General features: G+C 37.5%; 22 protein-coding genes and 1 pseudogene. 3 read left to right on the top strand and 20 right to left on the bottom strand.

What is annotated here, in order from left to right; all coding sequences use genetic code 11:
* Positions 1-7: 7 nt before the first annotated feature.
* The 18 genes from AB3I72_RS12335 to efrA all read right to left on the bottom strand — a co-directional run bounded on the left by AB3I72_RS12335 (position 8) and on the right by efrA (position 18,927).
* On the bottom strand, positions 8-1,288 hold the full coding sequence (locus tag AB3I72_RS12335) for an extracellular solute-binding protein (protein WP_002359172.1): 1,281 nt from the start codon (positions 1,286-1,288) through the stop codon (positions 8-10).
* Positions 1,289-1,311: 23 nt separating this feature from the next.
* Positions 1,312-2,601, bottom strand: coding sequence for an MBL fold metallo-hydrolase (locus AB3I72_RS12330; RefSeq protein ID WP_002359171.1), 1,290 nt, complete (start codon positions 2,599-2,601; stop codon positions 1,312-1,314).
* Positions 2,585-3,403, bottom strand: coding sequence for a carbohydrate ABC transporter permease (locus tag AB3I72_RS12325; RefSeq protein WP_002355144.1), 819 nt, complete (start codon positions 3,401-3,403; stop codon positions 2,585-2,587). The genes AB3I72_RS12330 and AB3I72_RS12325 overlap by 17 nt, the downstream gene beginning before the upstream one ends.
* 4 nt (positions 3,404-3,407) lie before the next feature.
* A complete protein-coding gene (locus tag AB3I72_RS12320; protein WP_002355143.1) occupies positions 3,408-4,283 on the bottom strand; it encodes a carbohydrate ABC transporter permease in 876 nt (291 codons plus the stop codon).
* Positions 4,283-5,416, bottom strand: a complete 1,134-nt coding sequence (locus tag AB3I72_RS12315; protein WP_002396511.1) for an ABC transporter ATP-binding protein — start codon at positions 5,414-5,416, stop codon at positions 4,283-4,285. Before AB3I72_RS12315 ends, AB3I72_RS12320 begins: the two co-directional genes overlap by 1 nt.
* A 145-nt stretch (positions 5,417-5,561) precedes the next feature.
* The gene (locus AB3I72_RS12310; RefSeq protein WP_002373102.1) at positions 5,562-6,500 is read right to left on the bottom strand and encodes a glycosyltransferase family 2 protein; all 939 of its coding nucleotides are present in this window, start codon (positions 6,498-6,500) and stop codon (positions 5,562-5,564) included.
* Between the two features lie 207 nt (positions 6,501-6,707).
* Positions 6,708-7,037: a HesB/YadR/YfhF family protein gene (locus AB3I72_RS12305; RefSeq protein WP_002355140.1), complete on the bottom strand. Its 330-nt coding sequence runs from the start codon at positions 7,035-7,037 to the stop codon at positions 6,708-6,710.
* 54 nt (positions 7,038-7,091) lie between these two features.
* Positions 7,092-7,757, bottom strand: a complete 666-nt coding sequence (locus tag AB3I72_RS12300; RefSeq protein ID WP_002355139.1) for a TrkA family potassium uptake protein — start codon at positions 7,755-7,757, stop codon at positions 7,092-7,094.
* Positions 7,758-7,860: 103 nt separating this feature from the next.
* Entirely contained in the window at positions 7,861-8,493 is a 633-nt protein-coding gene (locus tag AB3I72_RS12295; protein ID WP_002355137.1) for a response regulator transcription factor, read from the bottom strand.
* On the bottom strand, positions 8,468-9,571 hold the full coding sequence (locus AB3I72_RS12290; RefSeq protein ID WP_002365182.1) for a sensor histidine kinase: 1,104 nt from the start codon (positions 9,569-9,571) through the stop codon (positions 8,468-8,470). The genes AB3I72_RS12295 and AB3I72_RS12290 overlap by 26 nt, the downstream gene beginning before the upstream one ends.
* A complete protein-coding gene (liaF, locus tag AB3I72_RS12285; protein WP_002381168.1) occupies positions 9,568-10,299 on the bottom strand; it encodes a cell wall-active antibiotics response protein LiaF in 732 nt (243 codons plus the stop codon). The genes AB3I72_RS12290 and liaF overlap by 4 nt, the downstream gene beginning before the upstream one ends.
* A gap of 150 nt (positions 10,300-10,449) precedes the next feature.
* A complete protein-coding gene (gene greA / locus AB3I72_RS12280) occupies positions 10,450-10,929 on the bottom strand; it encodes a transcription elongation factor GreA (protein WP_002355133.1) in 480 nt (159 codons plus the stop codon).
* A gap of 260 nt (positions 10,930-11,189) precedes the next feature.
* On the bottom strand, positions 11,190-12,575 hold the full coding sequence (mltG, locus tag AB3I72_RS12275; RefSeq protein WP_078122479.1) for an endolytic transglycosylase MltG: 1,386 nt from the start codon (positions 12,573-12,575) through the stop codon (positions 11,190-11,192).
* A 207-nt stretch (positions 12,576-12,782) separates the two neighbouring features.
* A complete protein-coding gene (locus AB3I72_RS12270; RefSeq protein ID WP_179114988.1) occupies positions 12,783-13,460 on the bottom strand; it encodes an HAD family hydrolase in 678 nt (225 codons plus the stop codon).
* A 73-nt stretch (positions 13,461-13,533) separates the two neighbouring features.
* Complete coding sequence (gene wecB / locus AB3I72_RS12265) at positions 13,534-14,685, bottom strand: non-hydrolyzing UDP-N-acetylglucosamine 2-epimerase (RefSeq protein ID WP_002393016.1); 1,152 nt, start codon at positions 14,683-14,685, stop codon at positions 13,534-13,536.
* Positions 14,686-14,698: 13 nt separating this feature from the next.
* Positions 14,699-15,190 (bottom strand): gamma carbonic anhydrase family protein, encoded by a 492-nt coding sequence (locus AB3I72_RS12260; protein ID WP_002355129.1) that lies wholly within the window; start codon positions 15,188-15,190, stop codon positions 14,699-14,701.
* A 243-nt stretch (positions 15,191-15,433) separates the two neighbouring features.
* The gene (gene efrB / locus AB3I72_RS12255) at positions 15,434-17,203 is read right to left on the bottom strand and encodes a multidrug efflux ABC transporter subunit EfrB (protein WP_002365186.1); all 1,770 of its coding nucleotides are present in this window, start codon (positions 17,201-17,203) and stop codon (positions 15,434-15,436) included.
* The gene (efrA, locus tag AB3I72_RS12250; protein WP_033660207.1) at positions 17,200-18,927 is read right to left on the bottom strand and encodes a multidrug efflux ABC transporter subunit EfrA; all 1,728 of its coding nucleotides are present in this window, start codon (positions 18,925-18,927) and stop codon (positions 17,200-17,202) included. The genes efrB and efrA overlap by 4 nt, the downstream gene beginning before the upstream one ends.
* A 228-nt stretch (positions 18,928-19,155) precedes the next feature.
* On the opposite strand from efrA, the pseudogene AB3I72_RS12245 reads away from it, so the two are divergent.
* The 3 genes and pseudogenes from AB3I72_RS12245 to AB3I72_RS12235 all read left to right on the top strand — a co-directional run bounded on the left by AB3I72_RS12245 (position 19,156) and on the right by AB3I72_RS12235 (position 21,747).
* A pseudogene (locus tag AB3I72_RS12245) lies at positions 19,156-19,543 on the top strand (YbaN family protein).
* 304 nt (positions 19,544-19,847) lie between these two features.
* Complete coding sequence (locus tag AB3I72_RS12240) at positions 19,848-20,060, top strand: DNA-directed RNA polymerase subunit epsilon (RefSeq protein WP_002355123.1); 213 nt, start codon at positions 19,848-19,850, stop codon at positions 20,058-20,060.
* Between the two features lies 1 nt (position 20,061).
* Positions 20,062-21,747: a ribonuclease J gene (locus AB3I72_RS12235; RefSeq protein ID WP_002355122.1), complete on the top strand. Its 1,686-nt coding sequence runs from the start codon at positions 20,062-20,064 to the stop codon at positions 21,745-21,747.
* 105 nt (positions 21,748-21,852) lie between these two features.
* Here AB3I72_RS12235 and AB3I72_RS12230 read toward each other — a convergent pair whose 3' ends face one another.
* Both AB3I72_RS12230 and radC read right to left on the bottom strand, forming a co-directional pair.
* The gene (locus AB3I72_RS12230; RefSeq protein ID WP_002355121.1) at positions 21,853-22,053 is read right to left on the bottom strand and encodes a cold-shock protein; all 201 of its coding nucleotides are present in this window, start codon (positions 22,051-22,053) and stop codon (positions 21,853-21,855) included.
* 153 nt (positions 22,054-22,206) lie between these two features.
* The gene (radC, locus tag AB3I72_RS12225; protein ID WP_002365188.1) at positions 22,207-22,905 is read right to left on the bottom strand and encodes a DNA repair protein RadC; all 699 of its coding nucleotides are present in this window, start codon (positions 22,903-22,905) and stop codon (positions 22,207-22,209) included.
* Positions 22,906-22,908 lie beyond the last annotated feature (3 nt).

The following is a 22,908-nucleotide window of genomic DNA, read 5'->3' as shown; positions in this document are numbered from 1 at the left end:
TTATTGATTATTGGTTCCATGCTTGTTCAAATTGTGATGTTGCATCTTTCAATAATTTTTTCGTGTCTTTATTTGATGAAGCAAAAATACTTTCCATAATTGTCCGCATTTCATTATAGGCTGAATCAGCATTCTCTTCTACTGGGATAGCGAATAAATCTTTTACTGCGTTTTCAAGTTGTGCAGGTACTTTGGTTGTCTTAGAGTTTTTGTACTCATCACTGTGTAAAACAGATTCTAAAATTGGCATATAACCTGTTTGTTGTGCCCAGTACAATTGTGAATCAGGCGTTGCTAAGAATTTCATGAATTCAAATGCCGCTGTCCGTTGTTCTGGCGTAGCACTATCGAACATATAAATATCTGTTCCTTGTTGTAAGTTGATTTTTTCAGGACGTGGTGCAACACCGTATTCATAGCCACCAGCTTCAGCATCTTTTTGAACAAAACCAGCACCAGCAATACTACCGACAAACATTGCTACCTTTTTGTTTGCAAATGGGCCAGATAAATATTTATCTGAACCAGCTGTGCGGAAGTAACCTGCTTCGATACCATCACGGTAATAGTCCACGACTTCTTGTGAATCTTTGCTTGTTAAATCTAAGTCTTTATTAAAATCAACGCCTTTGTTTTTCATTCCAATTGCGTAATAGTTATTTAACGAGTCAAAACCAGCACCAACGACTTCTTTGTTGGATTTTTCGTAAATTGTTTTAGAAGCTTCTTTTAATTCCTCTAATGTTTTCGGTACTTCAACACCATATTCTTTCAACAAATCAGCATTATAGAATAACATTTCTGTCGATTTATTAAATGGAATGCCGTATTGTTTGCCGTCGATTTTGGCGCCGTCTAACAATACTTCACGAATTGGCTCTGCATCTTTCCAACCGATTGTGTCATCATCCATATATGGTTTTAAGTCCACTAACATTTCATCTTGTGCAGCATTCCATAACCAGCCTGGGTACGCTTGCGTAATTGTTGGTAAATCTTTTGGTGAAGTTAAAGTCGAATTGATTTTGGCTTGTAAATCAGGGTAAGCAGATTGATTTTGTAATTCCACTTTAATTTTTGGATTTTCTTTCATGAAGTCTTTCGTTAATTTTGTTAACGCTTCTTCTTGAACCCCATTCATTGCATGCCAGAAAGTGATTGTCGTATCTTCCTTCACTTCTTTCACAATATCGTTTGATTCTTTGGCCCCATTACCGTTACCACAAGCCCCCAATGCGAAAATAGCTGCGGTTGCTAACACTGTTGTTGCTAGAGTTTTGAACTTCATTTTTTTCTCTCCCTTAAAAAAATTTATAAAACAATTTGCTCGCCACGTTCTGGCAATATTCTTTCACCATACGGGTTTTCCAGTTTTTCTGGTTTTAACGTATGGATTGGAACCAATACTTGAGGTTCAATCAATGCAATAATTTTATCCAGATCTTCTGGAATTGCATGTCCTGAACAAGCTAAACGGACAAAAGTAATGTCTTTTTTAGCCAACAAATCTAAAAACACGCGATACTGTGGATCAAAGTCCCCTAACGGTTGTGCATCACTGTGAATGTATAAACTACCTTCTTGGAGGTTGTCAAACTGGTTCACAACTTGCCACAAATAGTCTGTTTTGTCCTTTAGTAACGTGTCATACGGGATTTCTAACGCTGGATTCAATTCTGGTATTTTACCAGATTCAGCATAATAATAACGAACTTCTATTCCAAATACTTCAAGTAACAACGCAGCCATATTTGCTTCTAAAACGACTGTACGTGGTGACTTTTCAATAATCTTAGCAAAACGTTCCACGTTTGCTGGATAACCATTAAAGGTAATTTGTCGATTCGGGTTTTCTAGTTCTAAACGAACCAAGTGCTGAACAAGATCTTCTTCACTGACAACCGCTATTTGGGCTGGATCTGGTTCACGTTCTGGGAAGCTAATGCTTACGCCTTCCATCATTAATAATTCAGTATGTTTGGCTTTTTCACAAAAAGCTAAAGTTTCTTCACGATTATGGCCATGTAAGCGCAAATCACCTGTGTATGTGATGAAATGGTCAGGCGTGCGAATCAGTAATGCCGAAGCACCGTACGCATCATGATCGACAGGTACGATTTCCACTGAAATTTCGCCAACTTTAATCACATCGTTTTTATTAAGACCAATCATTTCTCGGGTAAAATTCTTTTCTTCAAACGGTGATGGAATCAAAAAATCACCTTTGCGATTTAAACTATTTAGAATCATTTTCGTTTCTTTTAGGGTGTACAACGGAACAGCTGGGTCTAAATAATTAATCATGCGTGAATGATCTAAGTGGGCATGAGATAAGAAAACAGCTGTGTGTTGATACTCTTTGTCTTCTGCACCATGATATTCATAACCTAAACGTGGATCATATAAGTCTTTTAATTCTGGCACTAAACGGTTATTAATTAAGGTTTCAATGTGATCATCGGGCAAATCTAATTCTGGTCGAAATTCTGTACCAAAATCAAAGAAGATATGGGCATCTTTATACGCCACTTCAATCACGGTTCCTCCAATTGTTAAAATGCCACTGTGAAAAGTCACAGTTGTTTTAGCCTTTGATTCCATTTTTTGCAACTCCTCTGATAATTTCTTTTCTGAAAATCAAGTAAATAATTAAAATTGGAATAACGGTTAATGTTGCAGCAGCCATTTGTAAATGTACGTCACTACCGCTCTCTGTCGCAAAGGCCGATAGTCCATTATTCAATAGACGGTATTTTTTCTCGTTCGTCACCAACAATGGCCACAAGAAAGAATTCCAACTAGAAATGAATGTTAAAATCCCTACTGTTACTAACGCTGGTTTTGACATTGGTACTAAAATACGCCAAATATATTCTAAATCACTAGCGCCATCAATCTTGGCAGCCTTGTAAAAAGTATCAGGAATACCTTTTAAATACCCGTTTAAATAGTAAATATAAAAAATACTAGTTAAAAATGGAATAATTAAGGCGCTGTAAGTATTTAACAAACCTAATTGCGCAATCGTTTGATAATTGGTAAAGATAATAGATTCATATGGAACCATTAACAACGAAATCATCAAAGCAATGACTACATTTTTAAAACGGAACTTCAAACTCGTTAACGCGAATGAAGCTAACACGGCGGTGACTACCGTAGCAATCGTTGTAACACCTGAAACAAAGACTGTGTTCAAGAAATACCGAAGAAAGGGTGCTTTTTGAAAGACCTCTGTGTAGTTTTGCCATTGTGGTTGTTTTGGAAACATGGTTGGCGGCATGCTGGTCGCTTCAGAGTAACTCATTAAACCAGCTAAAATCATATAGACAAATGGAAATAACGTAATAACGGCTAAAATGCCTAAGAAAACAAATGCGATAATCGTTAAAACTTTTTTCATTGGCTTATTGCCCCACTTTCTTTAAGAGTTTATTTTGTAAGAAAGTGACCACTAAAATAATCACAAATAAAATCACTGTGGCGGCCATCGCAATTCCAGGACGCCCTGCAATGTGGAATTTGTCATAAATATAGTACACTGCGGTTGTGGCACTGTTGGCAATCCCCGCACGACCACCGAATAAAGCATAAACTTGTGTATAAACTTTAAAGGCGCCAATTAAATTGACCGTTAATAAAAAGGCAATGGTCGGGACTAATTGCGGAAACGTAATACGTCGGAAAATTTCGCCGTCTGAGGCACCAAACATTTTCGCTATTTTAAAGTGTTCTTCATCAATATTTCTCAACCCAGCCAACAAAATAATAATATTAAATGCTAAACTCGTCCAAACCCCAAAAATAATCAATGTTGGCATACTCATTTGAACATTATCTAGCCAGTTGACAGAAGGAATGCCGAAAAAGCCTAAGACGTAATTGACAATTCCATAATCGCCATTAAAGAAGTAACGGAAGACAATCCCAATGGCAATCGTACTCGTTACATAAGGCATAAAGAAAATCGTTTCAAAGAAACTCTTATGTTTAACTTTTTCAAAGATAATCCAAGCAATTGCTAGGGAAATTATCAAGGCAATCGGTACCACAGCAAATGCATAGAGCGCTGTATTTTTTAACGCTTTATAGAAGATTGGATCATTCAATACACGTTGATAATTTTCTAAACCAGCGTAGCGTTGGTTAATTAAGGAACCTTTTTGGAAGCTCATCCACAAAGAACGAAACAGCGGATAAACGCTAAACAGTAAAATGATTCCTAATGATGGCAGAAGGAAGAGCCATGCTTTTGGTTGATTTTCTGGATTGTATTTTTTCATTAGTAAACCCGGTCTCCCGCTTCGTTAAAGATAAATACTTTTTTATATGAAAAATCAAAAGATAAAGTGTCTCCTTCTTCAATCGCTTCTTCTACACTTACAATTGATTTCACTTGTTCATTTCCTAATGTAAATCGTAAAATACGTTCTCGACCAATCAATTCCACTAAATCTGTCGTTGTGGTAAAGAGACCTGTTTCAGCTGGTACCACATCTTCTGGACGAGAAGCAAACGTATATTTCCCATCAGTCATTGGCATTTTAAAGCGTGCTTGCTCAAAACGCTCAAGCGGAATTTCAAAACTTTCATGGTACATTTTGCCGTCTTTCACTTCAACAGACAATAAATTAATAATTGGGTTACCTATGAACTGAGCAACAAATAAGTTATTTGGTTCTAAGTAAAGGTTTTGAGGTTCATCATTTTGTTGAATAACCCCTTCGTTTAATAAAATAATTTTATCACTGATTGATAGCGCTTCCTCTTGGTCGTGCGTTACAAAGATTGTTGTAATGCCTACTTCTTTCACCAAGCGGCGGATTTCTTCACGAATTTTCAAACGCAAACGTGCATCCAAGTTACTTAAAGGCTCATCTAATAATAAAACATCTGGTTTTTGAACTAACGCCCGGGTAATCGCAACACGCTGTTGTTGACCACCAGAAAGTGTGCCTGGCTTTTTATGGCTTAACTCTTCAATATTCGTTAGTTTCATATATTCTTCGGCAATAGCTTGTGCCTCTGCCTTGGGAACTTTCTTACTTCCTACCGTCAAAGGAAACATTACGTTTTCTAAAACAGTCATATGTGGATATAAGGCATAGTTTTGAAAAACGAACCCGATGTTCCGATCTTTTGGTGCTGTTTTGACAACCGATTGCTGTCGAAACTGAATATCTCCATCACTTGGATGTAATAAACCTGCAATTAAGTTTAAAATTGTGGATTTCCCACACCCACTTGGTCCTAACAAACAAACCAAGTCCCCTTGCTCAATCGTAAAATTGACCGATTTTAACGCTTCAAACCCATTATCGAATACTTTTTTCAAGTCGATAACTTCTATCATGACCCAACCTCCAAAAAAACATTTAATAGCATACCTTTTGATTTTAACATTTATTTCTTGCAACCGCGAGAGCAAAGCTGTTTCATTAAGATAAAAATAGGTAAAGTTAATGTATTTTTTATGTAAAAAATGTTGTTTTTCTGAAAGTCTATTCACACTTTTTTTAATGCACAACAAAAAAACAGAGAATTTTTCTCTGCTTTTTTGGTTATTTTTTAGAATCTTTTTCTGATTCCTTTACAATATAAATTGGTCGTTTTTTCGTTTCTAAGAAAATTTTGCCGATATATTTGCCAATAATTCCTAAACATAATAGTTGCAAGCCACCTACAAAAAGTACAATACAAACCATTGAAGGCCAGCCGCTTGTTGGATCACCATTAACTAATGTTCGAAAGATAATCACTAACATTGCTAGTGCAGAACCAATACACGAAAAGGCGCCAACGTATGAAGCAATATTCAATGGTGTTTCTGAAAAATTGACAATCCCGTCAATTGAATAACTTAATAGACTCCAGAAAGACCAAGAGGTTTCTCCAGCAATTCGTTCTCGATTTTTAAATTCAATATATTCTGTTTTAAAGCCGACCCAACTAAAAATCCCTTTTGAAAAACGATTATACTCAGATAACTCTAAAATCGCATCGACCATTTGTCGGGTCATGACACGGAAGTCACGGGCACCATCCACCATTTCTGTCTCAGCAATTCGATTAATGAGTTTATAGAACATCCGAGCAAAAAAGCTACGAATGGGCGGTTCGCCGTCTCTTGTTATGCGTCGTGTGCCAACACAATCTAAATCTGTACTGGTTTCAATCATCTCAATCATTTGAGGTAATAACTCAGGCGGGTCTTGTAAATCAACGTCCATGACTGTCACTAAGTCACCTGTCGCTTCTTTTAAACCAGCGTATAAGCCTGCTTCTTTCCCAAAATTTCGTGAAAAAGAAAGATAACGAACCTTCTCTGGATGTTCGCGATAAAGCTGTCTTAAAACAGCTAACGTATTATCTTTTGAGCCATCATTCACAAATATATATTCTACTGAATGAGATAGTTGCTGGCTAATTTTTTCTACTTCTTCAAAAAACAGCGGAATCGCTGCTTCCTCATTATAACAAGGGACAACAATTGATAACATTTTATTTCCTCCACACTTCAGTTAATTATCATTATACCATATAATAGCCTTATTAAATAACGATATCCAATTAAGAATAGCTTAATTAAATAGAAAGAACCTGAGAAAAAATCCAAAACGATTTTTTCTCAGGCTGACTAGCGGTTAAACGAAAGCAACAGAAATAGTCCTACGCACTACTTCAGCCTCTTTTGTTTAGCACTAAATTTATTTTGTTAAATCTTCTTGGTTCGCTTCAAATTGATAACGCGGTTCATCATTCTTTTCATCATAATCAACAATCAAATCATACCCTTTAAAGAACCAATCATCTGTTTCTTCAATAAAATAGGTAATCCCATCTAGGTTCTCTTTAATCATTGGCTCATCTGGCGCTTCTACAGACATCGCAATGGAAAAACCATCATGAACAGGTGTTTTTCCGTAAATTTTTCCGAAAAAACGAATGCCTGTCTCAGGCTGAACCCCGGTTTCTTCTTTAAACCATTGTTGGGCTTTCGGTGTCACTTCTAATTTCATTCTTTGTTCCTCCTTCACATCTCTGTCGCCATTTATTGTAGCACAGCGCAGTGCTTTTAGAGAATAAAGTGCTTAGCCATTCATTTTTTCATCTAATAAATCAACATCTGCGGTATCACCGATAACTAATAAATTATCGTTTTCTCGAACAATTTCAGAAGCATCTGGCGAAGCAATTACTTCTGTTTTCGAGCGGCGAATCGCTACCACAGTTAAACCAAATCGTTGACGGAAATTTAATTCTGCTAAGGTTTTATTGTAAAATTTAGGATTGGTGACCCGAACCTCAGCTAATGAAAATTCGCTAGATAATTCAATATAATCTAAAATATTGCGCGAAACAAGTTTGTGAGCAATTCGAATGCCCATATCCCGCTCTGGGTGAACGACCATGTCTGCCCCAATTTTATCTAAGACACGGGCATGATATTCATTGACTGCTTTGGCTAAGACATTGGGAACCCCCATCTCTTTAACCATTAGTGTCACTAAAATACTCGCTTGAATATCTTCACCAATTGCCACCACTACGTGATCAAAATTCCGAATTCCTAAAGAACGCAACGTCATTTCATCTTGGGCGTTAGCCACCACTGCATGCGTTGCAATATTCATATATTCATTGACACGGTCTTCACTGCTGTCAATGGCCAAAACTTCTTGACCAGCTTCCACCAAAGTTTGGCATATGCTGCCGCCAAAACGTCCTAAACCAATAATTGCAAAATTTTGTTTCATTTCTTCTGACCGCTCCTGTCTGTTCGTTAAAATTAGTATAACAAATCCATAAATAAATTCCTAGAAGGATTTCCTAGAATTTATTTATGGATTTATCTGATATTTATTTGGCTAAACCATGTTGAAAAGCATAAATCGCCGCTTGGGTCCGATCATCCACATCTAGTTTTGCTAAAATGTTTGAAACATGTGTTTTAACTGTTTTCAAAGTGATAAAGAGTTCATCAGCTATTTCCTGATTACTTTTACCTTGTGCAATCAACATTAAAATTTCGTGTTCCCGGTTTGTCAAATCTTCGTGCAACACCGGCTCTTGTTTTTTTGTTAACCGTTCCATCATCTTATGCGTCACTTCAGGTTCCAACACACGCTCTCCGCGATAAGTCGCCCGAATTGCATCAGCAATCTCATGTGCTGTTGATGTTTTTAATAGGTAGCCCGCTGCACCAGCTTCAATCGCCGGATACACTTTCTCATCATCAATAAAACTCGTCACAATAATAATCTTGGCTTCTGGCCAATCTTTCAAGATCGCTTTTGTTGAATCAATGCCGTCCATTTCTTCCATTACCAAATCCATCAAAATAACATCTGGACGTAGTTCCAATGCTTTTTCATAGCCAATCTTACCGTTTTCTGCTTCGCCTACGACTTCTATATCCTCTTGAATAGATAAATATGATGAAACGCCTAAACGGACCATTTCATGGTCATCCACTAACATTACTTTGATCACTTGCAGTTTCCTCCTTTATGACAGGAACTTTAATTTCAACGCTGGTTCCCTGCCCTTTAAAACTAATAATTTTAACTGTACCGCCCATGCCGACAACACGTTCTCGAATATTATTTAAGCCATAACTACCGGCTTTATTACTTTGTTCCTTCATATCAAAGCCGACACCATCATCAACAATACGCAATAACACGTTTTTATCGACTTGGTGTAAGTATACCTCTAATTCCTTTGCTTTGGCATGTCTTAAGGTATTGGAAAGTAATTCCTGCACAATTCGGAAAAGATGATCCTCAATGCTGCTATTTAAATGAACATCTTCAACATCCCAAATCAATTCAATTTTAATTTTTGTTTGTAGTTCTTTCAGTAATTGTTCAATACCTTTACGCAAACTTTTTCCTTCTAGACTGATAGGACGCAAGTGCAATAGTAACGCGCGCATTTCCGATTGGGAGGCATTAATGATTTCTGCCACCATGGCTAGTTGTTTACGATATGGTTCCGGGGTTTCTGTTCGTTGTGCTTGTTCATTTAAGGCAGACAACATCATCATGGCTGCAAAAAGTTGTTGACTGACTGAATCATGCAACTCCCGCGCCAAACGATGCCGCTCGTTCTCTAAAATTTCTTCTTTTGTTTGCCCATCCATTAATTGCGGCCGACTGTTTAATAATTGCAATTCTTTAGACATCTCTAATAATTTATTTTTAATCGACCAAATATCTTGTTCGACTTCGGTTAGATAATGATCTTGATTTTCACTGGTCGTTGGTTTGTTTAAGACTGGACTTTCATAATTGCCATTGGCCAATAACCGAAGTTTTTCTTCAATCCGTCCATATTGCCCTTTTTGAACCAATGAAATCAGTAAAAAGGTCAATAAGCCTATTAGTAAGGATATGAGAACAATGTGCACAATTAGTGGTAAATAAAAGACTTTCCTCTGAAGAAGCTCTAATAGCCACCGGTTTTGTTTAATCGAATGAAAATATGAAAACAATGTAATTAAGATAACAATAAAGGTGCTAAGGGACGCATATAATGAAATCATGCGTCTTGAAATCCGATCGGTCATACACGGATCACCTCAACATCTCCTACTAAAGTGTTCGTCATAATTTTCAAACGACGAAGATTGGTATCATAATCATTGCTGTAAATTTTTAATGATTCGTTTTTCAATTGATATTTTTCTTCTTCAAAACGTACCGTTCCGTAAAAAGTTGAATGTTCTAACAAAATAGCTACACCTAACGGCACTAGAATTCGCGTGCGGCCAAAACCTTTACGAATAATAATAATATTGTCTTCTTTCGGTAGTAGCGTATTACCTAAATCAATAATGGTGTCCCCAGAGATTAAATCAATATTGATGTCATCCCATTCATAGATATTGTTACCAATGCGTTCGTTGGCAAACCAGCGGCGTTTAAATCGTTTGCCATTTTTAGGTTCTTTTGCCGCCGTCTCTACCATAATCATTTGTTTTTTACGCCAAGGTGCTCGTTCAGCTATATCCACGCCTGAAATCTCAAAGCCTTTTAAGCCGATAAAGAGTACGCCAAAAATCAACATAAACCAAACAGCCGTACTGTTCATTGCACCAATGACAATAAAAACAACGCCGAGGACGAATTGAAAGTTGTTAAAATGTGTTTTTGATGCTTTCCTGGAAACATAGGCCACAAGTAAAACGCCAATTGTTAATAAAACAGCTAATCCAGGATTATGTACAATTTGCCATAACGCCAGAATAAAAAGTAATGCTTCTGCGACGATAAAAAAGCGCCAAGGGTTATTCATAGATTTGCCTCCTCCCTCTGTCATTTATTTTACTCGTTTATTTTATTTAATCATAGTGGTTTGCGCCTCAGGTTACCATAGGACTTTAGCCCTAAATGTCATAGATTGCGAAAGGACAGGCCTTGGAAGCTGCCTGCCCTACTCAATTATTTAGTTTGCTTCAACTTTTGTAATTTTAACTGTCATGTCGCCACCAGGGGTTGCAATAATCACTTGATCGCCTAATTGTTTACCAATTAAGGCTTGCGCAATCGGTGAATCGTTAGAAATTTTACCAGAAAATGGATCGGCTTCAGCACTTCCTACGATTGTGTATTCCTCTTCTTCTCCATCAGGCAATTCTTGGAAAGTAACTGTTTTACCGATGGAAACTTCGTCTTGGTCCACGCCATCATTGTCGATGATTTCTGCAAAACGAATCATATTTTCTAACGTTGTAATACGTCCTTCAACGAAAGCTTGTTCATCTTTAGCTGATTCATACTCTGAGTTCTCTGAAAGATCCCCAAAGCTACGAGCGATTTTAATACGCTCTACGATTTCTTTACGTTTAATTGTTTTTAATTCTTCTAGCTCTTGTTCTAATTTTTCTTTTCCTTCAAGAGTCATTGGATATACTTTTTCTACCATGTTAATTCTCCTTTTTCGCTTAACGATACGTAGTTCTTGGTTGGTTATTGAAAAAAATTCCGCTTTCAATCCACAAAAGAGTACCACGCTTTTTCTAAATTGTAAATATAATTATTGAATTTTTGTGATTTTGCTAAATTTTATTTATATAAATTTCTAGTTGCTACTCTTTCCCTCTGTTAAACAGATTACTTTTTGAGTATCTAAAAGCTTGGTGAATCATACAAAATTGATTCACCAAGCTCTTTTATGTTTTCATTTTATTCACTACTTGAATTATTGACATACTGATCTACTAATACTTGATGTTCTTCATATGTTTTTGAGAAGTATACTTTTCCTGTAGAAATATCTGCTACAAAGTATAAATAGTCACTTGGTGTCGGATTCAAGACTGCTTTAATTGACTCCTCACTTGGGCTATCTAATGGTCCTGGTCCATAACCAGTATTTTTATACAAGTTATAAGACGAGTCCACTTCCAAGTCAGCATACGTTACAGTTTCTTTGTGTTCTCCTAGAGCATACAAAATAGAAATATCTGATTGGATTGGCATATCAGCAGCCAAGCGGTTAAAGAATACTTGCGCAATTTGTTTGCGGTCTGCTTCTTTGACTCCTTCTTTTTCAACCAATGAAGCTAACGTTAAGACTTGCTGATTGGTTAAATTCTTTGCATGAATTGTCGGCGTATATTGTTCCATTACTGTGTTCATTTTAGCAACCATCTGTTCGACAAATTCAGGAAGTGTTGCTTTTTTGTAGTAATCATAAGTCGCTGGGAATAAATACCCCTCTAAGCGATAACGAACACCTTCTGCGGTTGCAGCACTTTCAAGTAAATCAGGATACTTAGCCTTCATTTGATTGAAGAAGTCCTCGTTTTTCATTAATGCAATGAAATCTGCTTTCTTGAAATCCGTATTTTTTTCAATGGCTTCGCCAATTTTATCTATATCGTAGCCTTCAGGAATCGTTACTTTGCCATCTGCGATTTTAGTTGGTTCTGGCGTGCCTCCTTCTTTTAGCATTTCACCAATTTCATCGAGTGTCATGCTTGGAGACATTTGATAATAGCCCGCTTGAAAATCTGTTAAGTTTTTAAATTTTACGTAGTAGTTAAAAACCATTCCGCTTTTAATGACGTTGCTTTCTTCTAAAACCGCAGCAATTTGCTTATTAGAAGATCCTTCTGGGATATGCACTTGAACAAGCTTCTTATTGTTCTTGTCTAGTGGTTGTAGCCCAGCGTCTACATATTTATAAAAAGTAAACCCAAAGATTGCCATCATTAAAACCAATACAGAAACTACAATTAACACGATACGACCGACTAAACGATCTTCTTTTTTACGTGTTTGTTTTTTTGTATTTGTTGGCTTTTCGTCTGTTTCAATCGGGGTTGGCTCTTCGACTGTCTGTATTGTCTTGTCTTTCCCACGTCTTCGAGCAGCTCTAGAACCTGCACGTGTTTGTGTTGTGCGGCTCGCTGTTTCTTGTGATTCATCAGATGAAGGTTGGGGAGACCTATCATTTTTTTCAGAGGAATCAGGTTGATCGCCATCATTTCTACCTTTTAAAGACCCAGTTACTTGATCTCTAAGCGAAGATTTGGGATCTTGGTTATTTTGGTTATCATTAGCCAAAACTAACCCTCCTTACTATTCTATCGTTTATGACTGAAACTATTATACATGAAACCTCTTTAAAATTAAATGTTTTTAATAAAAAGACCGTCATTCCCCGATAAAAAATTCATCATTGACAACGTTTAAAGCCTATGATGGCGCTTTTCTATTGAAACGATAATAAATCTTAAAATCCTCCTAAATTTATCGAAAATCCATTTTCTATTAAGGATTTTGTAGCAAAATAGCACCTAAGTCTTTAGGCGATTGTACTAGGAATGTCGCTCCCGCCTTTTGTAATTCTGTTTCTTCACCAAATCCATACAAGACACCTATACTATCTAAGCCATTTTGTTGAGCACCAAGAATGTCATGATTACGATCACCAACCATGATAATCGCTTCTTTGGTTGGGTCTAATTGAGCTTCCGTTAATGCATACTGAATCACATCTGCTTTTTTAGAACGATGACCGTCCATACTCGCTCCATAGATGCCTGTAAAATAACGATCTAAATCAAAATGAGTAATAATCTTTTTAGCAAATTCTTCTGGCTTGGAAGTCGCAATGTATAACTTTGCTCCCGCTTCCTTTAACCTTGTTAGTACCTCTGGGATCCCTGGATACACATGATTTTCAAACATACCTTTTCTCTGATAATACGCTCGATAATGACTCACGGCTTGTTGCGCTGCTTCAGCTGAAGGCGCCATGTGCAAAAACGACTCATATAAAGGCGGCCCTATGAAAGAACGTAACGTCTCCTCGCTAGGAGCTGGCCAGCCTAATTGTTCTGTTGCGTATAAAATAGAACGCATAATGCCGCTACCAGAATCCGTAATTGTGCCATCTAAATCAAATAAAATCGTTTGATACATCTTCACTTCACTACTTTCTAGCATTTTTGTCTAATTGATTCTTCAAAATAAGATACGCAAAAGAAGCACATTTTTCAGCGCTTCTCTGCCTTTTTATTTATTTTGCTGTAAACGTATCTGGTTTTTTATCTGATTGCTGCATTTCATAGGCAATGGCTTCAACGATTCGGCGGCTAGCTTGACCATCCCCATACGGATTTTGTGCATGCGCCATCGCGTGGTAAGCATCAGAATCAGTCAATAATGTTTTCGCCTCTTGATAGACTACTTGTTCGTCTGTACCAACCAATTTCAATGTTCCTGCCGCTACGCCTTCTGGACGTTCCGTTGTATCTCGTAAAACTAAAACTGGCACACCTAAGGAAGGAGCTTCTTCTTGCACACCGCCAGAATCAGTTAAAATTAACGCACTTTTCGCTGCAAAATTTTGAAAATCTTTGACGTCCAATGGTTCAATTAAATGCACACGAGCTAATTCACCTAAGTGTTCCGCTACTATTTCACGGACTTTAGGATTTTTGTGCATAGGGAAAATGACTTCAATTTCTGGATGTTCCATTACAAGTCGACGAACAGCTTTAAACACATTTGCCATTGGCAGGCCTAAATTTTCACGACGATGCATTGTAATTAGCACGATGCGCTGGTCTGTAGGGATTTTTTCCAATAAATCATTTTGATAGTGAGCATCAACAGTGTACGCCATCGCGTCAATCGCTGTATTGCCAGTTACATAAATATGTTCTTCTGGATGATTTTCTTTGATTAAATTGTCCTTACTTTGAGTGGTTGGGGCAAAATAAATATCAGTTAACACATCTACCAGTTGACGATTCATTTCTTCCGGAAACGGAGAATATTTTTGCCAGGTCCGTAATCCTGCTTCCACATGTCCCACCGGAATCTGTTGATAAAAAGCAGCCAATGCAGCCGCAAATGACGTGGTTGTATCGCCATGAACCAAGACAATATCCGGCTGTTCTGTCACAAGAACCTCAGTTAATAAATTCAAAACACGACTTGTAATATCTGTTAAGGTTTGCCCATCTTTCATGATATTTAAATCATGATTCGGTGTAATTTGAAAATCTTCTAACACTTGATCCAACATTTGGCGATGTTGCGCTGTTACGACTACTACAGAGTCAAATCCTTCACTTTGCTCTTCTAAAACTTTGATTAAGGGCGCCATTTTGATCGCTTCTGGCCGTGTTCCAAAAACCGTCATTACTTTAATTTTCTTCATCATTTTCCTCCTAATTCTATGTTAGTTTCGGGTATTTTTGTTGGCGAAATTCTTCTGCTCGTTGAATATAATGTAAGGCGTTCGTATGATTACTGGCTATTTCTGCTGCCGTTAACGGACGGATAACCTTCGCGGGTCGACCAAATGCTAAAACATTTGGCGGGATAATTTTGCCTTCCGTCACTAAAGAACCCGCACCAATCAGGCTGTTTTCTCCAATAATAGCATTATTTAGAATCGTTGAACCCATGCCAATCAAAGCACCATCACCGATTTTACAACCGTGTAACATGCATTGATGGCCCACCGTTACATACTTGCCCACAATTGTCGGGGCATCTTCATCAACATGAATAATCGTGCCATCTTGAATATTACTACCTTCACCAATGGTAATTGTGTTACTGTCACCTCTTAAGACCGACTGAAACCAAATATTACTATCCTTCGCTAGTTGTACGTTTCCATAGACATCTGCACTAGCAGCAATAAAATACTCTTTTTTCAAACCCTGTCACCTCTTTTCATTAAGTATAGACAAGAATTCCTCACTTTCATAGTAAAAAAGACAAGAAAAGAGCGTGGGACAAAAATCACTTTGGATTTTTGCTCCACGCTCAAAAACTGATAAACGGCGGGAACAAAAGCAACTCCTTCGGAAATAAGCCGGAATTCTCCAAAAATCACAGAACAATTTTCGGAAATTCCTTCTTATTTCTCGGAGTTAAACGCTTCTGTCCCGACCTCATTTTTATTCCTCATAGTCGCCTTCTTCAGCAAATTGACTATTGTATAGTTTTTCATAGAAGCCACCTTGTTCCAGCAACTCATGATGCGTACCTTTTTCAATGATTTCTCCTTGTTTCATAACAAGAATTAAATCAGCTTCACGAATAGTTGATAGGCGGTGGGCAATAACGAAACTCGTTCGCCCTTCCATGACACGATCCATTGCTTTTTGAATTAAGGCTTCCAAGCGTGTATCGACTGAACTAGTCGCCTCATCTAAAATCAAAATTTTTGGATCAGAAATTACCGCTCGGGCAATGGTCAACAATTGTTTTTGACCAAGGGAAACGTTATCTCCCTCAGAATTGATTTCCATTTCATACCCATCTGGCATTGTCCGAATGAAGTGATCCACATTGGCCGTTTTCGCTGCATCCACAACTTCATAATCCGTGGCATCCAACTTCCCAAAACGAATGTTATCTGCAATGGTACCTTTATACAACCAAGCATCTTGCAATACCATTCCAAATACAGATCGGACATCACTACGGTTCATTTTTTTCGTGTCAATGCCATCAATTTTAATGGCGCCTTCTGTTACATCATAAAAACGCATCAGTAAGTTGATTAAGGTTGTTTTCCCAGCGCCAGTTGGTCCCACAATCGCAACCATTTGGCCCGCATCAACTTTAAAGTTCAAATTACGAATTAACGGTTTTTCTGGGTCATAACTAAAGCTGACATTTTCAAATTCAACAGAGCCTAAAATAGGTTCTGGCAAAGGAACATCTTGTTCGTTAAGTTCTTCTTCTGGTTCATCTAGGATTTCAAAAATCCGCATGGTCGAAGCTGAAGCGCTTTGTAAAGCTGCAGACAACTGCGTAATATTCCCCATTGGTTGGCTAATTTGCCAAATATATTGAATAAACGCTTGTAATTGCCCCACTACGATCACACCAGCAACCACATAGTAACTACCAAGGACAGCTACCCCGATATAGGTTCCATAAGCGGTCATTTGAACCAATGGCAACATTAATCCTGAGATAAAGGATGCTTTGAAACCAAAACCATTTAAACGATGATTGACTTGTTTAAAGCCTTCAAGGGTTTCTTTTTCCCGACCATATAGTTTTAAGACACTGAACCCAGTCATATTTTCTTGGACATAACCATTTAAGTCTCCTAAAGAATTTTGCATTCCTTGGAAATATTTCTGGGAGATTTTAACAATTGTTCTGGAAATAATCAGAGACAACGGAATCATAATCACTGAAAAAATCGCCATCAGCGGATTGATCAAGAACATCATCACTACCGCCATCACAATCCCTAAGACTGCCGAAACAATATTAATAAAACTTTGTTGCATCGCATTGCTGACAGCATCCACATCGTTCGTCACCCGTGACAAAATATTTCCTTGTTGGTTCTTATCAAAATAAGAAACTGGCAAACGATTGATTTTTTCTTCAATATCGCGACGTAAATCGCGCATGGATTGTTGAACGACATTCGTCATTAAAAAGCCTGACAAAAATTGTGCCACACAATAACCTGTTCCCACAACTAAAATCCAAATTAAACATTGGATTACATAATCAAAATTGATTGATTCACCGGCCGCAATATTACGGCTAATTTCTGTCGTTGGTAATCCAGTCAAATAAGGCAACGCTGCATTAAAGGCAACGGTTAATATTGTAAATAAAATAACTAAATAAAACGTCACTCGGTACGGTTTAATATAGCGACCGATTCGTTTCATAGAAGAAAAGGCGTGTTTCATGCTAATTCCTCCTCTGACAATTGAGAAGCCGCAATATCATAGTAAATTGGACAAGTCTCAAGTAATTCACGATGTGTGCCAATTCCGACCACGTCGCCTTCGTTTAAAACAACAATGCGGTCCGCATGCATAATTGTTCCAACACGTTGTGCCACAATTAAAACAGTGGATTCTGTTGTTTCTTTTTTCAGACGCGCTCGTAAATTTGCATCTGTTTGATAATCTAACGCAGAAAAACTATCATCAAATATATAAATTTCCGGATTGCGAATAATCGCCCGTGCGATAGCTAAACGTTGTTTTTGACCACCAGAAAAGTTCGTGCCACCTTCTGAAAGAGGTTCATCATAGCCTTGCGGTTTTTGTGAAACAAATTCTGTAGCTTGAGCAATGTCAATTGCTCGTTCCATTTCTTCTAACGTCGCATCTTCCTTACCGTAGCGAAGATTATCAGCAATTGTACCAGTAAAAAGTAACGCTTTTTGTGGAATATAGCCAATCTTATTGCGTAATGCACTAAGTTGGTACTCTTTTACGTTCACTCCATCGATTAAAATTTCACCTTCTGATACATCATAAAACCGTGGAATCAATTGAATTAATGTTGATTTCCCACTACCTGTGCTCCCAATAAAGGCCACTGTTTCACCAGGTGACGCCTTAAAACTTACATTGCGGATAACTGGGCTTTCCGCATGTCCAGGATAGGCAAAGGTTACATTTTTAAACTCTAGATAGCCTTTAGTAGCTGTTTCTGTTACGCCTTTTTCTTCACGAATAGCTGGTTCCATGTCTAAGGCTTCTTGAATCCGTGAAGCCGAAACCGCAGCCCGAGGATACATCATAAAGACACTGGCAAATAACATAAACGAGAACAGCGCATGAAAAATATATTCAATAAAAGCAATTAAATTCCCAACTTCTAAATCCCCATGGCTGATTTGAACAGTCCCGCTCCAAATGATTAAGACCATCACAATATTAAATAAGAAAAAGAACCCTGGTTGGGCTGCTGCCATTAAACGAAACAGACTTTTTGAACTTTTAGTGTAAGTTTCATTGACTTTATTAAAACGAGATTCTTCAAATTTTTCATTAACAAATGCACGTATTACCCGCAATCCAGAAAGATTTTCTCTTAAAATCCCATTGATTCCATCTAAGTTCTTTTGTTGCTTTTTAGATAACGGTTCTGACAAACGAGCAATTCCGACAACTGCTAGCAGCAGAAAAGGCAAGGCACCTAAAACGTACATTCCTAACGACGGACTCGTTCGCATCACCATGTAAAGACTGGCAATAAACATCACTGGCGTCATAAAGCCAAGACGTAAAATATTTCCCATGAAGAGCATAATTTGGTATGCATCATTGGTAGTTCGCGTAATTAAGGAAGAAACCCCAATACTTTCATATTCACTGTGTGAGAAAGTTTGAATCTTTTCAAATAAATCATCACGAATATCACGAACAATGTTTGTTGTAATTCTGGCACCAAAGTACCCCAGCAAAATATTCATTGCGACACCAATAATCGTAATTACAACCATCCAAATCCCTTGCTGATAAATATAGTCCATATCTTTAGGAATAATTCCTTTGTCAATCATTCGTGCTAAAATGGTCGGCAAGCCTAATTCAATCAAAATAAAACCAAACACACAAATAAAATCAGCGAAAAGTAATTTCTTATAACGCATTGTGTAACGCCACATTAACTTCAATTAATCATCTCCTTCTTATCTTACTTTAAATTTTCTAGTACTCCCACTGTATCAAAAAGAAATCGGTAATACAAGCTGTCTGGCTAGAAAAAACAGCCTTTCTCTTTCTATCCTTTCTCTTTTAGATTTTCTAAAAAATAGATAATTTTAATGATTTACTTATACGATTAAAATTGCTACTTCCTTTTGATTGTGCCATAATTGGGAAAAACTGAAAGGACCCTTTGAATGAAAAAATTATTCTTCATTTTTCTCGGTTCCTGTACGTTTGCTTTAGGCACGTTAGGAATCTTTTTGCCGCTTTTACCCACCACTGGTTTTTATTTATTAACGGCCTTTTTTTGGATGCGTAGTTCAGATAAACTTTATAACAAATTTTTAGCTTCTTCTTATTATCAAAAATATATCCAAGAAGCCTTCTTTGAGAAAAAAATTACTCGTAAAGGCAAATGGAAACTATTTATTTCCATGTTTCTTTTATTTGCCATTCCGTGTTTAATTGTCCGAAATACGTTGATGACTACGACTTTAGCGATTGTTTATTTAGCTCACGTGATTGGCTTAAGTTGGTATTGGCGTCCTAAAAAAAAAGGCACTCGAACTGGATCAAGAATAAGGCGAAACAAGAAGTTTGTTTTTTTTAAAAGTCCAGTGAGTGTTTCTATACTTCCTTATCATTCTATGATAAAATAAGCTTAATTGTTGTTATTCACAACACACGGGACGGTTGAAAAAGAACACATAAAATCAAATACCCAGAATGAAGCAAAGTCGAGGCTTCATTTCATCATTAACAGATGTTTTTGATGAGCATTCTTTTTTAGGTGATCAGCACCTCGTTTTGTTGTGTTTAATTTTCTGTCTTAAAATGAAAAAAACTATAAATTGCTACTATTAGTAGCTGAAGGAGAAATGAATCGATGATTTACAAAGTATACTATCAAGAAACAAAAATCAGAAACCCAAAAAGAGAAGACACAAAATCTCTTTACATGGAAGCCGATAGCGATGTAATCGTGCGCCAATTAGTTGAAGAAAATACCCCATACAATATTGAATACGTTCAATTATTAGACGAAAAACATCTTGCTTACGAGCAAGAACATGCGGACTTCACTCTAACGGAGTTTTAACATGAAAGTAAACATAAAAAATAACGAAACTGGCGTTTTTGCAATCGGTGGTTTAGGCGAAATTGGAAAAAACACATATGGGGTACAATTCCAAGATGAAATTATCATTATTGATGCTGGGATCAAATTCCCAGAAGATGATTTACTTGGGATTGACTACGTGATTCCAGATTATAGCTACATCGTTCAAAATTTGCATAAAGTCAAAGCACTCGTTATTACCCACGGTCACGAAGACCATATTGGTGGCGTTCCTTATCTTTTACGTCAAGCGAATATCCCAATCTATGCGGGACCACTAGCCTTGGCTTTAATTACCAACAAACTAGATGAACATGGTTTATTGCGAGAAGCGGAATTACACGAAATTAATGAAGATACGGTGATTCGTTTTAGAAAAACAGCGATTAGCTTTTTCCGGACGACTCACAGTATTCCTGATGCCTTGGGCGTTGTGGTTAAAACGCCTTCTGGTAACATTGTCGCAACAGGTGACTTTAAGTTTGACTTTACACCCGTTGGTGAGCCAGCCAACTTACACAGAATGGCAAAATTAGGTGAAGAAGGCGTCCTTTGTCTTCTTTCAGACAGTACCAATGCTGAAATACCCACCTTTACAAAATCCGAAAAAACAATCGGGACCTCTATTTTAAAAATCTTTGAAAAAATTGATGGTCGGATTATCTTTGCCAGTTTTGCTTCAAACATTTTCCGTTTACAACAAGCTGCTGATGCAGCCGTGAAAACAGGTCGCAAAATTGCTGTTTTTGGTCGTAGCATGGAAAATGCCATTGTCAATGGCGAACGCTTAGGCTACATCAAAGTGCCAAAAGGAACGTTTGTCGATGCGGCGGAACTGAATCAATTGCCTGCAAATGAAACAATGATTTTATGTACTGGCTCTCAAGGAGAACCTATGGCCGCGCTTAGTCGGATTGCTAACGGTACACATCGCCAAATTAGTATTCAACCAGGCGATACGGTTGTTTTCTCAAGTTCACCAATTCCTGGGAATACGACAAGCGTTAACCGTTTAATCAACTTATTATCTGAAGCCGGTGCAGAAGTTATCCACGGAAAAATCAATAATATCCATACTTCTGGTCACGGTGGACAAGAAGAGCAAAAATTAATGCTTCGTTTGATGAAGCCTAAATATTTCATGCCTGTTCATGGTGAATTTAGAATGTTAAAAATCCATGCTTCGCTCGCTCAAGATACAGGGGTTCCTGAAGAAAATTGCTTTATCATGGGAAACGGCGATGTCTTAGCTTTAACGGCTGATAGCGCACGTCCTGCTGGTCACTTCAACGCTAACGACGTGTACGTTGATGGAAATGGTGTCGGTGATATCGGGAATGTTGTTTTACGGGATCGTCGTATCTTATCTGAAGAAGGTTTAGTTTTAGCGGTAGCAACAGTTGATATTAAAAATAAAGAAATTATGGCTGGTCCAGACATTCTTTCCCGTGGTTTTGTCTACATGCGTGAGTCTGGTGATATGATTCATGAAGGCCAACGTCTTTTATTCAATGCTCTACGTGAAGCAATGAAAGATAAAAACTGTACCGAAGCAAAATTAGGCGAAGCCATGACGACCGCTTTACAGCCTTTCTTGTTTGAACAAACAGAACGTCATCCAATGATTCTGCCAATGATTATGACTGCCACAGTTAGTGATCAATAAAGCTCTCATTTAATAGAGAAGAAAAATGTTTGTCCATTTTTCTTCTCTATTTTTTCTAACAAAAAAACACCTAACATGCGTTAGGTGTTTTTGGATTATTTTTTATTAGTTTTTTTCTACGTTAACTGCTTGAGGGCCACGGTCTGAATCTTCAACATCAAAAGTCACTGCTTGACCTTCTTCTAAAGTTTTGAAACCATCACCTTGGATAGCTGAGAAGTGTACGAATACGTCGCTTCCGTCTTCGCGTGAGATAAACCCAAAACCTTTTTCTGCGTTAAACCATTTTACTGTTCCTTGTTCCATTCTTTTGTTCCTCCTCGTGCATTTGCACATAAATAGTCGTAACTTTGCTCGCTTCCAATAGAATATTTAAAAAAATTTAAAAAGTCTACATAATTCCAAACAAGATTACCCTTTCATTTTACACGTGATAAAATATTTTTGCAAGAATTGTCCTCATTCTGAAGCAAAAAAATTCTCTTCTCTCAAACTAATGTATCCGCTATCACCAACAATAATATGATCCAACAATTGAATCCCCATCATTTCGCCACATTCTTCCATTCGTTTGGTAAATTGAATATCTTGTGGAGACGGTGTCGGATTGCCAGATGGATGATTATGAGCTAATAGTATACGAGCAGAAGAATATTTAACCGCTTCCCGAAAAATTTCGCGTGGATGAGCAATACTTTGATTCAGTGAACCTTTGAAAATCGTTTTCTGTTGGATAATGTCATTCTTGGTATTCAAGTAAATACAAATTAAATGTTCTTGTTGCAGCCCCTTCATCTCTTGGAGTAATCGTTGAGCGACTTGTTGGCTGGACGTAACTTTACCAAATTTGATTTGACTACTTTGATAAATTCGACACCCCAATTCAATGGCCGCACGTAATTCAATGGCTTTCACTTGGCCAATGCCTTTAATAGCCATTAACTCGTTCAATGTGGCTTGCTGCAAATAAGAAAGTTGCTTAAACTGTTTTAACAGCGTTGCAGCAACAGTCATCACGTCTGCTTCTTTTGAGCCAGTTCGTAATAGAATCGCCAACAACTCTTGATTCGATAATGCTTTTTCTCCTATCGCTAAGAGCCGTTCTCGTGGTAAACAATCACTCGGCATCTCGCGAATAAACAGATCCGATACTTGCATAAA

It is taken from the genome of Enterococcus sp. GC34 (assembly GCF_040886645.1).
GTDB classification, from domain to species: domain Bacteria; phylum Bacillota; class Bacilli; order Lactobacillales; family Enterococcaceae; genus Enterococcus; species Enterococcus faecalis.
This window is presented reverse-complemented; position numbering and strand designations above follow the sequence as displayed.

Excerpts from the sequence above, each read along its gene's own strand:
- AB3I72_RS12335 (WP_002359172.1), bottom strand. The coding sequence starts at position 1,288 with ATGAAGTTCAAAACTCTAGCAACAACAGTGTTAGCAACCGCAGCTATT.
- AB3I72_RS12330 (WP_002359171.1), bottom strand. The coding sequence starts at position 2,601 with ATGGAATCAAAGGCTAAAACAACTGTGACTTTTCACAGTGGCATTTTA.
- AB3I72_RS12325 (WP_002355144.1), bottom strand. The coding sequence starts at position 3,403 with ATGAAAAAAGTTTTAACGATTATCGCATTTGTTTTCTTAGGCATTTTA.
- AB3I72_RS12320 (WP_002355143.1), bottom strand. The coding sequence starts at position 4,283 with ATGAAAAAATACAATCCAGAAAATCAACCAAAAGCATGGCTCTTCCTT.
- AB3I72_RS12310 (WP_002373102.1), bottom strand. The coding sequence starts at position 6,500 with ATGTTATCAATTGTTGTCCCTTGTTATAATGAGGAAGCAGCGATTCCG.
- AB3I72_RS12300 (WP_002355139.1), bottom strand. The coding sequence starts at position 7,757 with ATGAAACAAAATTTTGCAATTATTGGTTTAGGACGTTTTGGCGGCAGC.
- AB3I72_RS12290 (WP_002365182.1), bottom strand. The coding sequence starts at position 9,571 with ATGACCGATCGGATTTCAAGACGCATGATTTCATTATATGCGTCCCTT.
- liaF (WP_002381168.1), bottom strand. The coding sequence starts at position 10,299 with ATGAATAACCCTTGGCGCTTTTTTATCGTCGCAGAAGCATTACTTTTT.
- greA (WP_002355133.1), bottom strand. The coding sequence starts at position 10,929 with ATGGTAGAAAAAGTATATCCAATGACTCTTGAAGGAAAAGAAAAATTA.
- AB3I72_RS12270 (WP_179114988.1), bottom strand. The coding sequence starts at position 13,460 with ATGCTAGAAAGTAGTGAAGTGAAGATGTATCAAACGATTTTATTTGAT.
- wecB (WP_002393016.1), bottom strand. The coding sequence starts at position 14,685 with ATGATGAAGAAAATTAAAGTAATGACGGTTTTTGGAACACGGCCAGAA.
- efrB (WP_002365186.1), bottom strand. The coding sequence starts at position 17,203 with ATGAAACACGCCTTTTCTTCTATGAAACGAATCGGTCGCTATATTAAA.
- AB3I72_RS12240 (WP_002355123.1), top strand. The coding sequence starts at position 19,848 with ATGATTTACAAAGTATACTATCAAGAAACAAAAATCAGAAACCCAAAA.
- AB3I72_RS12235 (WP_002355122.1), top strand. The coding sequence starts at position 20,062 with ATGAAAGTAAACATAAAAAATAACGAAACTGGCGTTTTTGCAATCGGT.
- AB3I72_RS12230 (WP_002355121.1), bottom strand. The coding sequence starts at position 22,053 with ATGGAACAAGGAACAGTAAAATGGTTTAACGCAGAAAAAGGTTTTGGG.
- radC (WP_002365188.1), bottom strand. The coding sequence starts at position 22,905 with ATGCAAGTATCGGATCTGTTTATTCGCGAGATGCCGAGTGATTGTTTA.